This window comes from Rhodococcus sp. P14 (assembly GCF_000256505.1).
GTDB lineage: Bacteria > Actinomycetota > Actinomycetes > Mycobacteriales > Mycobacteriaceae > Rhodococcus > Rhodococcus ruber.
Window position 1 is genome coordinate 19,995 of record NZ_AJFC01000248.1, and the last position, 12,613, is coordinate 32,607.

General features: G+C 69.2%; 10 protein-coding genes. 3 read left to right on the forward strand and 7 right to left on the reverse strand.

The features are described 5' to 3' along the window. The first annotated feature begins 185 nt into the window (after positions 1-185). Positions 186-1,073, forward strand: a complete 888-nt coding sequence (ppk2, locus tag OEY_RS0117690) for a polyphosphate kinase 2 (RefSeq protein ID WP_010595162.1) — start codon at positions 186-188, stop codon at positions 1,071-1,073. Positions 1,074-1,116: 43 nt separating this feature from the next. After that, positions 1,117-3,915: a cation-translocating P-type ATPase gene (locus tag OEY_RS0117695; protein ID WP_010595163.1), complete on the forward strand. Its 2,799-nt coding sequence runs from the start codon at positions 1,117-1,119 to the stop codon at positions 3,913-3,915. A gap of 148 nt (positions 3,916-4,063) precedes the next feature. Here OEY_RS0117695 and OEY_RS0117700 read toward each other — a convergent pair whose 3' ends face one another. Continuing rightward, positions 4,064-4,366 carry an SHOCT domain-containing protein gene (locus OEY_RS0117700; protein WP_003935456.1) on the reverse strand — a complete coding sequence of 101 codons (303 nt, stop codon included), beginning with the start codon at positions 4,364-4,366 and terminating at the stop codon, positions 4,064-4,066. 56 nt (positions 4,367-4,422) lie between these two features. Further along, positions 4,423-4,872, reverse strand: coding sequence for a DUF6325 family protein (locus OEY_RS0117705; RefSeq protein WP_029540091.1), 450 nt, complete (start codon positions 4,870-4,872; stop codon positions 4,423-4,425). Positions 4,873-5,236: 364 nt separating this feature from the next. Between OEY_RS0117705 and OEY_RS0117710 the strand changes: the two genes are divergently transcribed. Continuing rightward, entirely contained in the window at positions 5,237-5,629 is a 393-nt protein-coding gene (locus OEY_RS0117710) for a DUF7144 family membrane protein (protein ID WP_225222415.1), read from the forward strand. A 174-nt stretch (positions 5,630-5,803) separates the two neighbouring features. On the opposite strand, the gene OEY_RS0117715 is transcribed toward OEY_RS0117710, so the two are convergent. The 5 genes from OEY_RS0117715 to OEY_RS0117735 all read right to left on the reverse strand — a co-directional run. Further along, positions 5,804-6,637 carry a shikimate dehydrogenase gene (locus OEY_RS0117715; protein WP_010595166.1) on the reverse strand — a complete coding sequence of 278 codons (834 nt, stop codon included), beginning with the start codon at positions 6,635-6,637 and terminating at the stop codon, positions 5,804-5,806. Beyond that, the gene (locus tag OEY_RS0117720; RefSeq protein WP_010595167.1) at positions 6,627-8,357 is read right to left on the reverse strand and encodes an endolytic transglycosylase MltG; all 1,731 of its coding nucleotides are present in this window, start codon (positions 8,355-8,357) and stop codon (positions 6,627-6,629) included. The genes OEY_RS0117715 and OEY_RS0117720 overlap by 11 nt, the downstream gene beginning before the upstream one ends. Beyond that, entirely contained in the window at positions 8,354-8,878 is a 525-nt protein-coding gene (gene ruvX, locus OEY_RS0117725) for a Holliday junction resolvase RuvX (RefSeq protein ID WP_174557569.1), read from the reverse strand. Before ruvX ends, OEY_RS0117720 begins: the two co-directional genes overlap by 4 nt. Continuing rightward, positions 8,878-11,544 carry an alanine--tRNA ligase gene (gene alaS, locus OEY_RS0117730; protein WP_010595169.1) on the reverse strand — a complete coding sequence of 889 codons (2,667 nt, stop codon included), beginning with the start codon at positions 11,542-11,544 and terminating at the stop codon, positions 8,878-8,880. Before alaS ends, ruvX begins: the two co-directional genes overlap by 1 nt. Positions 11,545-11,751: 207 nt before the next feature. Next, the coding region (locus tag OEY_RS0117735) for a cytochrome P450 (RefSeq protein ID WP_010595170.1) at positions 11,752-12,613 on the reverse strand (862 nt) is incomplete at its 5' end.

Genomic DNA, 12,613 nt, shown 5'->3' on the forward strand with positions numbered 1-12,613 from the left:
GCAATTTCGAGCGTCCACCGCCGCCGTTGCGTCGCCCCGATCGAGCCGGCGAAATGGTCGAAATCCGGCGGATTTCTCGGCACTGATGGAAAATCGCTTCCATGCACCTTCCGGCGATCGCTCCGGAAGTGCCGGCCGTTCGATGAGGCCCCTCGCCTCCAGTCCACACATCGGGAGATTCGGTCATGGGTTCCAAATCGGCCCGGAAGAAGGCACCGAAGGGCGGCCACGGCCGGAAGCGCGTTGACGAAGCCGGGGAGCTCCGTTCGCCCGCTGCGGAACCGGGAACGCCGGCGAAGAAGCCGATGAAGAACAAGGAGTATCTACGACGTCTCAAACCGCTCCAGGGTGAACTCGTCGCCATGCAGGAATGGGTCAGATCCTCCGGCGCGAAAGTCTGCATTCTGTTCGAGGGCCGCGACACCGCCGGAAAGGGCGGCGTCATCAAGGCGATCACCGAACGCGTCAGCCCGCGTGTGTTCCGCGTGGTCGCCCTGCCCGCGCCGACCGAGCGCGAGAAGAGCCAGATGTACGTGCAGCGGTACCTTCCGCATCTGCCGGCCGGTGGCGAGGTGGTGATCTTCGACCGCAGTTGGTACAACCGCGCGGGAGTCGAACGGGTGATGGGGTTCTGTACCGACGAGGAAGCGCGGCACTTCCTCGAGATGACGCCCGCGGTCGAACGGGCGATCGTCGACTCGGGCATCGTTCTGCTCAAGTACTGGCTCGAGGTGAGTCAGGAACAGCAGACGGTGCGGCTGCAACGCCGGATCGACGATCCGCGCAGGATCTGGAAACTCTCGGACCTCGATCTACAGTCGTACAGCCGGTGGTACGACTATTCGCGGGCACGCGACGAGATGTTCCGCTACACCGACACCGGCTGGGCACCCTGGTATGTCGCCGACAACGACGACAAGAAGCGCGGCCGGCTCAATGTCGTCAGCCACCTGCTGAGCCAGATTCCCTACGAACCGCTCGAACACCGCGACATCACCCTGCCGGAGCGTCGGGGTCCGCACGGATACCGGACGCCCAGGCAGCAACTGCACTGGATCCCCACGCCCTTCTGAGGAGTCGTCTCCGACGAGTCGTCTCCGGCGAGGAGAAGCGATCATGGCTCTCACCGAACACCCCCCGGATCAGGGGCATCCCACCGACACCGACGACGTGCAGGCCGAGCGGAACACCTGGCACGTCCAGGAGCCGGATACCGTTGTCGCGGTGCTGAACTCGGATCGGCACTCGGGGTTGACCGCGGGAGAAGCCGGTGCCCGCCGCCGCCGGTACGGCCTCAACGAGATCGCCTCCGAGCCCGGACCGTCGATGTGGGCGATCGCGCTTCGGCAGCTCGAAGATCCGATGAACCTGATGCTGGTCGCGGTCGCCGTCGTCAGCATCGTCATCGGTGAGGTACCGACGGCGATCGTGGTCGTGGTGCTCGTCGGACTCAACATCGTGCTGGGCACGCAACAGGAACTGAAGGCTCGTGCCAGCGTCGATGCGCTCGCGAGGATGCAGACCCCGCAGACGCGCGTGATCCGTGACGGCATCCTGGTTCAGCTCGCCGCCACCGACCTCGTCCCGGGCGACATCGTGCAAGTGGAGGCCGGCGACATCGTGCCCGCCGACGGTCGGCTGCTCACGACGGCCACCCTCGAGACGCAGGAGGCGGCGCTGACGGGTGAAAGTACCCCCGTCCCGAAGGACCCCCACACGCTCGACACCACCGATGTCGCCCTCGGCGACCGCAGCAACATGGTCTTCCAGAACACGTCGGTCACCCGGGGCACCGCCACGATGATCGTCACGGAAACCGGCATGCACACGGAGATGGGCCGGATCGCGTCGATGCTGTCGGCCGTCGCACCGAGCAAGTCGCCGCTTCAGCGCGAGCTGGACTCACTGACCAAGATTCTCGGGATCATTGCGTGGGCTGCGGTCGCGATCATCGTGATCATCGGGTTGGTTCGGGGGCAGGAACTGGCGACGCTGCTGCTGCTGGGCATCTCCATGGGGGTGTCCGCCATCCCCACCGGTCTGCCCACGTTCGTCCAGGCCATGCTCGCCTTCGGGGCTCGTCAACTGGCGGACGCCAAGGCCGTCGTGAAGAACCTCACCGACGTCGAGACACTCGGTGCCACCAGCGCGATCAACTCGGACAAGACCGGCACCTTGACCATGAACCAGATGACCGTCCGGTCCCTGTACTTCCACGGCCGCTGGTACACCGTGGACGGCGAGGGCTACGACAAGACGGGGAGGATTGCCCAGGCTGCTGGCCTGGAGGTTCCGGACTTCACCCTGCTCGCGTACGGCCTGTGCCTGGACAGCGACGCCACCGTCTCCGACACCGGCGACATCGTCGGCGATCCCACCGAGGCCGCGCTCGTGGTGCTCGCCGCGAAGATCGGGATCGACGCTCCGCTGACCCGGCGGACGTATCCGCGGGTCGCGGAGGTGCCGTTCGACTCCGCTTACAAGTTCATGGCGACGTTCCACCACCTACCGGTCGACGGCACCACCCGATTCGTGGAACTCGTCAAGGGTGGACCCGATGTCGTCCTCGCCCGCTGCACCAGCGCCTACCAGCCGGGCCGTCGGGAGGTACCGATCGAGGAGGTCCGCGACGACCTGGGCGCGGCCAACCGAACTCTCTCGGAGCAGGGGTTGCGCGTGCTGGCGTTCGCGGTCCGCCTGCTCGACGGTCGGGAAGAGGCGGTGCAGGCCGACCCGATGTCGTTCGTCGGTGAGCTCATCTTCGTCGGGATGGTCGGCATCATCGATCCGCTTCGCCCGGAGGCCGTCGACTCGGTCCGCACCGCGCGAGCGGCCGGCATCGAGGTCCGCATGATCACCGGCGACCACGCGATCACAGCGTCGGCGATCGGTGCCGAACTCGGTCTCGGGCCGGGCGCGATCGGCGGGGCCGAACTGCACGCCATGTCGGACGAGGAACTGACGGCAGCGTTGCCGAACCTGCACGTCTTCGGCCGCGTCACTCCGCAGGACAAGCTGCGGCTGGCCGACCTCATGCAGCGGAGCGGCGCGGTAGTGGCCATGACCGGCGATGCCGTCAACGACGCCGCGGCCCTGAAGAAGGCCGACATCGGGGTGGCCATGGGCTCGGGCAGCGAGGTCACCAAGCAGGCCGGCAAGATGGTGCTCACGGACGACAACTTCGGGACGTTGATCACCGCGATCAGGTTGGGACGCAGCATCTACGACAAGATCGTGTCCTACATCCGCTACCAGATGTCCAAGCTGTTCTCACTCGTCCTGCTGTTCCTCGTCGCGAGCATCTTCGACATCAACGACGGCGTCGCGCTCACGCCGCTGATGGTGCTGTTCCAGCACTTCTTCATCACCCTCTTTCCGGTTGCGGTCATCATGCTCGACCCGCCACCGCCGAACCTGATGACCAAGACGCCCCGCGACCCCGGGGTGCCGATCGCGAACCGCACGGCGCTACTGCAGTGGCTGGCATATGGCATCCTGCAGTTCGCCGTCACCCTCGCTGCGATGCTCCTCGCTCCCGGCGAGATGAGCCCCACCGCGGCCAACGTCCCGATGACGACCGCATTCGTGGTCTTGTCGTTCGGTTCCATCCTGAGCGGACTCGCCCTGCGCCGAGACCCGGACTCGGGGATGACCGCTCCGGTCCTGAGGGCGCTCGGAATCCTGTCCATCCCCGTCGTCGTCACAGTGTTCGCCGTCGAGGCCGGCTTCCTCCAGGATCTGCTGATGACCACCTCACTGACCGGCGGCCAGTGGCTCGCCTGCGTGGGTTGGTCGCTCCTCGTTCCGGTCGTCATCGAAGGCGAGAAGGTACTGCGGCGACGCCGACGTTCGGCGCCGACGGCCCCCATCCCCGTCGCGGCCGCAGTGGCACCGCAGCGTGTCCATCACCGCTGACAGCGAATCACGATCGCGCACCTACGATCCGGCCGCACGTACGACTCGGGAAGCGGATGACCGAGACTTCGAGCATGTGGGGCCCGAAGGCGCCGGGACACGCCCGCCCGCAGGATGATTCACCGCGGTCGGGCGTGCCGTCGGCTGGTCAGGAAGCCAGGATTCGGGCCTTCTCGGCTTCGAACTCGGCCTCGGTGAGCACGCCCTGCGCCTTCAGCTCGGCGAGGTCCTTCAATGCGGCGATCCGGTCCGTCCCTCCTTGGGCGACGGGCGCGGCCGGGGCGGCGGGCGGCGGGGCGGGTTCAGGCGGATACTGCTCGTAGCGTTCGTATCGCGCCTGCTCCTGCCCCGCCCAGCGCTGGCCCTGTCGCCGGGACACACGGTTGGAGACGGCGGTGGCGGTTCCCGCCACCACGGCCGTGCGGGCGACGCCCCGCAGCAGTCCGGGCATGACGCACTCCTCTGCATACTCGAAGGATCGACGTAGCCGAATCCCTCTGTCTGTTCTCAGCTTTCGGACTCGATCCGATCCAGGGACGACAGGATGCTCTGCACGGGAATCCGGCCCGACGCGACGAGCTGGGCGCCGTTGCGGCGCAGAGCGCGAGCAAAGGGTGCTGCCCACGTGTTCTCGTACACGAGCACAGCCGCCGAACAGCCCGGCTCGAGTGCGGCGCCGGCTTCGGCGAAGTCGGTGTCGTCGAGCAGACCGGAGGCGGCCTCCGCGAACAGCGTGACATCGACCTCGCCTTCGAGCCCGACGTCGGCGATGTCGATCCCGGCGACGGAGCCGTCCGGATCCTTCTGGACGAACGCCAGGTCCAGCACTCGGACGATGCCGCGCTCGACGAGATCGCGCAGCAGGGGCAGCGCCGACCCGTCGGGCGGACGGTCGGCGGGGAACTCGATGACGAGATAGTCGACCGGACCCATCTCGTCGATGTCGGAATCGGTCACCGGGTGCCTCGTTTCAGCGACGGGATCGGTCTTCGGCAGCAGTTCGGGCGGTTTCACGGCGCCACACCCGCATGGTGGCGACGCCGACCGGGGAACGGAGAACCGGTCCACTGCATGTTCGACGATAGCTCGCACATGTCTGCGCGCATCCGGTTTTCGGGCAGGCTGTCTTCGGGCAGGCAACCGGATTGCTCCCGCCTCGTCGCCGAAAGAAGGAGCGCGAGGGGTGCGTGACCGCGCCGATACCGAGAATGGGACGAAAGTCCCTGCTGGACCTGTGCAACCCGGCGCACACTCGACCCGTCAGATCCGTTCGGAGAGGGAGACGACCGTGTCACACAACGTGCATGTCGAACCGGAACCCATGTCCACGAAACAGGCCGTCGCGGCGGGGACGTCGATCGGAGCCGCGGTCATCATGGCCACGATCGGAGTCCTGCAGTTCTTCCAGGGGATTGCGGCGGTCGCCGAGGACGAAGTGATCGTCCAGGGCCAGGAGTACACTTTCAAGTTCGATCTCACGACCTGGGGATGGATCCACATCGTCATGGGTGTCGTGATCGTCGTCGTCGGCATCGCGCTGATCACCGGCGCGACGTGGGCACGGGTGGCGGCCATCATCATCGCCGCGCTGTCCATTCTGGCGAATTTCCTGTGGTTGCCGTACTACCCGTGGTGGTCGATCCTGATCATCGCCTTGGACGTCGTGGTCATCTGGGCGATCTCGACGTGGAACCCCCGGGCCGACTACTACTGATCGCGCCCGGCACCGGGTCGTGCGACGGCGATCCGTCCCGTCGCACGGCCCGCGGCGTCGCGCGGGTGGCGTCGATGCAGTCGTTCCTCAGTACTGCATCGACCCCCGCCCCATCGATCACCCCGGATGCGACGACCGTCGCCGGTGCCGGCCGGAGCCGAACCCGCCGCGTCGTCAACCGGCGAGGGCCGCGGCCATCTCCGCCTTCGGTGCGGGTCGACCGGTGAACTGCTCGACCTGGCCGAATGCCTGATGCAGCAGCATCTGCAGGCCGCCCACCACGACGGATCCATGCGCCGTGGCGGCCTCGGCGAGCGGGGTGGGCCACGGGTCGTAGATCGCGTCGAGGACGAACGGTGCGCGGCCGAGCTGCTGCGCGTAGGGCGCCGCCGCGGCCGCCGGCACGGTGCTCACGAGCGCACCAGCGCCGGCGCACACGTCCGCGAGTTCCGGGGCGTCGAACGGCAACCAACGCGGCTTCATACCCACCGCCTCGGCGCAGTCGAACGTCTCGGCGGCCCGGACCTCGTTGCGGGCGACGACGGTCACCGAGGTGACCCCGAGCTCGGCGAGCCCCACCAGGGCCGGCCGCGCGGTCCCCCCGGCCCCGACCACCACCGCCGAAGCGCCGGCCAGATCCCCGACGCCGGCGGCGCGCAGCGCGCCGGTGACGCCGTCGACGTCGGTACAGTCGGCCCGCCAGCCGTTCGCGGTCCGCACCAGGGTGTTCGCCGAGCCGATCAGCACGGCCCGGTCGGTCCGCTCGGTGGCGAACTCGAGGGCCGCGAACTTGCCGGGCATCGTCACCGACACCCCGACCCACTCGGGGCCGAGTCCCGACACCAGGGCCGGCAACTGCTCGCCCGTGCATTCGATGCGCTCGTAGGTCCAGTCCGTCAGCCCCAGCGCCCGGTAGGCAGCCAGATGCAGCAACGGGGACTTCGAATGCGCGATGGGGCTGCCGAGGACCGCGGCCTTGCGGGCGCCGGTCACGATGTCATCTGCCACTGTCGAGGATTCCGCTTTCCAGCGCCTGCTGCGTATTCGTCAGGTGTTCGTCGTAGTTGTCGGCGAACAGGGTCGTGCCCTGAGCGTCGATGGTCACGAAGTACGTCCAGTTCCCCGCCTCCGGGTTCTCCACGGCCTGCAGCGCCTCGATGCTCGGCGACGAGATCGGGGTGGCGGGCAGTCCCGGGCTCGCGTACGTATTCCAGGGGGTGACCTGCGCCCGGTCGGCATCGGTGGTCGCCAGCTCGGTTTCGTCGAGGGCGTAGTTGACCGTCGAGTCGAACTGCAACGGCTGCCCGATCTCGAGCCGGTTGAGGATCACCCGGGCGACCTTCGAGAAGTCGTCCGGCAGGGCCTCGCGTTCCACGAGGGACGCGGCGACGAGCATCTCGTACGGCGTCAGTCCCACCTTCGCCGCAGCCTGGGTGATACCCGTCTCGTCGTAGCGTTCGGCGCTGGTGGAGACGAGGTACCGGAGTATGTCCGCTGCCCCGGCGCCGGGATCGAAGTCCCAGCGCCCCGCCGCGATGAGTCCCTCGAGCTGCCGGCTGCGGTCGGGCACGTTCGCGACGGCGGCCCGCGCCCATTCCGGCACACCGAGCGCGGCGAGGTCGGTGCTCGCACCCGCGGCGTCGAGTTCCTCGTAGGTCAGACACGTGCGTTGCCCGTCGCGTTCGAGGCAACTGGCCTCCGCGATGAGCGTGTAGATCCCCTTGCGCACGGCACCGGTGTTGACATCGCGGATGTCGTGCAACTGCCGGCCCTCGGAGATCACCAGCGCCCCGACCCGGTTCGCGGGGTCGACCAGCGCGGCGACGGCCTCGCGGGCGGGAAGCTTGCTGGCGATCGAGTAGAAGCCCGGCTGCAACGAGTTCATGCCGGGGTTCTGGACGGCGGCGTTGTAGAAGGCGTCGGAGCTGGCGACGATGTCCGCTTCCTTGAAAGCGGCGCCGATCTGCTCGGCGGTGTCACCCGGGTGCACCTGCACGACGACGGCCGGACCGCCCGCACCGGTGTAATCGGGCGGCAGGTCGGGGCCGGTGAACTTCTGGTAGGCGAAGAACCCGCCGCCGAGGAGCAGAACCAGCACGGCCGCGACGGCGAGCATCCCGACGATCCGGCCGCGCGTGCGGCGGCCCCGGGCCGAGCGGGCGTGGGCCCGGCGGGCCGGGGACATCCCGACGGGCTCGGGGGCGGCACGGTCGGCGGAGTCGGTCCAGTCCCGTCCCGCCGCGGACGTCTCGGTGTGGCCGCGCGGATCGTCGTCGGCCGCGGCGTACCCGAACTGGTCGTAGCCCGACTCGTCGTAGGCGGGCCGCTGCTCGTAGTCGTCGTGTCGGTAGGCGCCCGGCGCGGGGTCGTATCCGTCGTGGTCGCGGGGGTCGTAGTCGCGCGGCTCGTAGCCCTGGGTCTCGTAGGTCCGGGCCTCGAAGACCTGGGTTTCGGAACCCGGCTCGTCGGCGGGATGTCCACCGTAGGGCCGGCGCTCGGGCTGCGACGGGGCGCCGGGGTCGTATTCGTCGAGCCGGTAGACGTGCTCGGTGGTCGGGGCGTCGTCGTAGGGATGCCCACCGGCCGGATGCGGTGGCGGCTGCGAAGCCTCCGTCCCGTGCCGCGGCCGGTACCACTCGTCCTGCTGGGCGGGTTCGAACCCGGGACGATCCCCGGAGACGTGGTTCGCCCCGGTGGACTCGTCGTCCGGCCTCCCGTGCCGGCTCATCGTCCGCTCTCCGGCTTGCCGTCCTCGGCCACGTTCACCACTGCACTCCGCTCGTCCAACCAACCCTGCAAGATGGCGACGGCGGCGGCCTGGTCGATCACCGGCCGCGCACCGCGCGCACTGACTCCGCTCTCGCGGAGGGCCCGCGCCGCAGTGACCGTCGTGAATCGTTCGTCGGCCATCCGCACGGGAATCCCGGTCAGCCGCCGGCGCAACCGTCCCGCGAAATCACGGGCCAGTTTCGCGGCCTTGCCGGGCTCCCCGCGCAGGGTCTGCGGCAGTCCGACGATAACCTCCACGGCCTCGTACTCCGTGACGATGTCCACAATGCGCCGGATATCCGGCGCGTCGGGCCCGCGTTCCTTCGAGCGCGGCACGGTCTCGACCGGGGTGGCCAGGATCCCGTCCGGATCCGACGAGGCGACGCCGATCCGGACACTTCCGACATCGATGCCGATGCGGCGGCCGCGGCCGGGATCGTCGACACCCGGGCGGTCGGGACCGGCGAAGTCGGCCACGATCAGCCGGCCAGCTCGCTGAGCCGGGCGCGGAACGCGGTCAACGCCGCGGGGATCCCGGCGGGGTCGGATCCCGATCCCTGTGCCATGTCGGGCTTGCCGCCGCCGCGGCCGCCGATGACCGGCCCGAAGCTCGAGACCAGGTCGCCGGCCTTGATGCCCTTGGCCTGCGCGGCCTTGGTGGTGGCGACGACGAACGGCACCTTGCCGTCGGCCGAACCGAGCAGCAGCACCACGGCGGGCTCGCTGCCGAGCCGGCCGCGGACGTCGGAGGCGAGGCTGCGCAGGTCGTTGCCGGCCACGCCCTCGGGGGCCGCCTCGGCGACGACGAGCAGATCACCGGTGCGCTGTGCCTTCTCGGCGAACGTGCCGGCCGAGGCGAGCACTGCGGCGGCGCGGGTGCGTTCGAGTTCCTTCTCGGCCGCCTTCAGCCGCTCGACCAGCGATTCGACGCGCGCAGGCACCTCCTCGGAGGGCACCTTCAGGGTCGAGGACAGACCGGCGAGCAGGGCCCGTTCCTTGGCCAGGTGCCGGTACGAGTCCAGGCCGACGTATGCCTCGACACGGCGCACGCCCGAGCCGACGGACTGCTCGCCGAGCAGGGTGACGGTGCCGACGTGGGAGGAGTGCTCGACGTGCGTGCCACCGCACAGCTCCATCGAGAACGGGCCGCCGATCTCCACGACGCGGACCTCGTCGCCGTAGTTCTCGCCGAACAGCGCCATCGCACCCATCTTCTTGGCCTTGTCCAGGTCCGTGACGAAGGTGTTGACCGGGTAGTTCGCCGCGACCGCCTCGTTGGTGACGGCCTCGATGTCGGCCTTCTGCTGCTCGCTGAGCGCACCGGGCCAGGAGAAGTCGAACCGCAGGTAGCCCGGCTTGTTCAGCGAACCCGCCTGCACGGCGTTGGGGCCGAGGACTTCGCGCAGCGCGGCGTGGACCAGGTGGGTACCCGAGTGGCCCTGCGTGGCGCCCTTGCGCCAGGACGGGTCGACCTGCACGAGGACGGCGTCGCCCTCGGTGACCTGGCCCTCGAGCACGGTCACCTTGTGCACCCACAGCTGCTTGGCGATCTTCTGGACGTCGTTGACCTTGATGCGCAGGCCGCCGGCGGTGATGGTGCCGACGTCGGCGATCTGTCCGCCGGACTCGGCGTAGAGGGGGCTGCGGTCGAGGATCAACTCGACGTCCTGGCCGGCCTGCGCCGCGTGCAGCCGCTCCCCGCCGGTGATGACGGCCAGCACCGTCGCCTCGGTCACCAGCTCGGTGAAGCCGGTGAACTCGGTGGGGCCGCGGTCGAGCAGTTCCTTGTAGACGGTCAGGTCGGCGTGGGCGTGCTTGCGGGCACGGGCGTCGTCCTTGGCGCGCTGACGCTGCTCGGCCATGAGGGAACGGAAGCCGTCCTCGTCGACGGTCAGGCCCGCCTCGGAGGCCATCTCCAGCGTCAGGTCGATGGGGAACCCGTAGGTGTCGTGCAGAGTGAAGGCTTCGGTGCCACCGAGAACGGACCTGCCCTGCGCCTTCGCGGACTCGACCGCGCCCTCGAACAGCTTGCTGCCGGTGCCCAGGGTCTTGAGGAACGCCGTCTCCTCACCGACGGCGACGGTCTCGATGCGCGAGAAGTCCGTCGCCAGCTCCGGATAGGACGGGCTCATGGTGTCGCGCACGACGGCCATGAACTCGGCCATCGTCGGCGCGTCGGCGCCGAGCAGGCGCGCGGAACGCACGATTCGGCGCAGCAGGCGGCGCAGGACGTAGCCGCGCCCGTCGTTGCCGGGGTTGACGCCGTCGACGATGAGCATGGCGGCGGTGCGGGCGTGGTCGGCGATGACCCGGAAACGCACGTCCGAGGCATGGTCGGCGCCGTAGACGCTGCCGGTGAGCTCGGCGGCCTTGTCGATGACCGGGCGCAGCAGGTCGGTCTCGTAGACGTTCTCGACGCCCTGGAGCAGGAACGCGACTCGCTCGACACCCATGCCGGTGTCGATGTTCTTCTTCGGCAGTGGCCCGAGGATCGGGTAGCCCTCCTTGGCCCCGCCCTCCCCGCGCTCGTTCTGCATGAACACGAGGTTCCAGATCTCGATGTAGCGGTCCTCGTCGGCCTCGGGGCCGCCCGGGGCGCCGTATTCGGGGCCGCGGTCGTAGAAGATCTCCGAGCAGGGGCCACAGGGACCGGGGATGCCCATGGACCAGTAGTTGTCCTTCATGCCGCGGCGCTGGATGCGCTCGGCGGGGACGCCGATCTTGTCGTGCCAGATCGAGTACGCCTCGTCGTCGTCCAGATACACCGTCGCCCAGAGCTTCTCGGGATCGATGCCGTAGCCGCCGTCGTCGACGGAGCCGGTCAGCAACGACCACGCGTGCCCGATCGCCTCTTCCTTGAAGTAGTCGCCGAACGAGAAGTTGCCGGCCATCTGGAAGAACGTGTTGTGCCGGGTGGTGATGCCCACCTCCTCGATGTCGAGGGTGCGCACGCACTTCTGCACCGAGGTCGCGGTGCTGAACGGCGGGGTCTGCTGGCCGAGGAAGTAGGGCACGAACGGGACCATGCCGGCGTTGACGAACAGCAGGTTCGGATCGGCCAGGATCAGCGACGCGCTGGGCACCTCGGTGTGGCCGGCCTTCACGAAGTGGTCGAGAAAGCGCCTGCGGATCTCGTGGGTCTGCACGTCGATGGTCCTCTTTGTCTGACGGTGTGGACTACCGTGCCCGTCCGGACACGGCGAATCGGCCATCGTTCAGCCTATCGCGCCGACGTCGGCGGCCGCCGTGAGCATCCGCCGGGCGTGAGCGAAGTATCGTTCGGCCCTGTCGACCGGCGGCCCGAGGCGGCACAGCGACCGTCGACGGACCGGCTGACACCCGGCGGTACGCGCTCAGTCGAACTGCAGCGGCAGCTTCGCGAATCCGCCGATCGGATAGCGGGCGCGCACGGCGGCGCACCCGTCGGCCGGCATGATCCGCGCGGTGCGGCCGAGCAACTCCTCGAACAGCACCCTCAGCTCGAGCCGGGCCAGCGGGGCGCCCGGGCAGTAGTGCACGCCCCGGCCGTAGACCAGGTTGTCGGCGGGGTCGCGGTCGAGCCGGAACTCGTCGGGGTCACCGAAGACCGCCCCGTCCCGGTTCACCGACGCCCACAGCACCTGTACCCGCGCATCGACGGGCAGCGGGCAACCGGCGACCCGGCGCTCGGCAGTTACCCGGCGGCGGCTGGCGACGAACGGCGGGTCGATCCGCAGGATCTCGTCGCTCGCGGCAACGAGCAGCGTCGGGTCCGCCCGCAGCCGGTCCTGCACCTGGGGGTGGTTCGCCAGGAAGCCGGCGACCACGCCGACGCTCGCGGCGATCGTCGACAGCTCGCCGACGGTCCAGTTGCGCACGATCGAGACGATCTCCTCGTCGCGCAGCGGCCGGCCGTCCACGGTTTCGTGCAGCAGTTCGCCCGTGGGATCGGTGACGGGCTCGCCGCGACGGGCGTCGAGCTGGGCGCGGATGTGGCCGTCGAACTCGACGGCGATCGTCGACAGCGCCGTCCGGTCCCCGGCGCGGGTGGCGCGACGATTCTTCTCCGCCCACGCCCGCAGCGGCGCCCGCAGCGCATCGGGCCAGCCCATGAACGCGCACGTGACGTTGTCGGCGAACGGCTCGGCCAGCACGGACATCACCTCGACCGCGCGTCCGCGGGGCAGTGCGGCGGCCAGTTCGGCGGCGACGGCGCGGCAGGCCGGTTCGAACGCG

Coding starts and splice junctions, on each gene's coding strand:
- OEY_RS0117695 (WP_010595163.1), top strand. CDS start 1,117: ATGGCTCTCACCGAACACCCCCCGGATCAGGGGCATCCCACCGACACC.
- OEY_RS0117700 (WP_003935456.1), bottom strand. CDS start 4,366: ATGCCCGGACTGCTGCGGGGCGTCGCCCGCACGGCCGTGGTGGCGGGA.
- ppk2 (WP_010595162.1), top strand. CDS start 186: ATGGGTTCCAAATCGGCCCGGAAGAAGGCACCGAAGGGCGGCCACGGC.
- OEY_RS0117720 (WP_010595167.1), bottom strand. CDS start 8,357: ATGAGCCGGCACGGGAGGCCGGACGACGAGTCCACCGGGGCGAACCAC.
- OEY_RS0117710 (WP_225222415.1), top strand. CDS start 5,237: ATGTCCACGAAACAGGCCGTCGCGGCGGGGACGTCGATCGGAGCCGCG.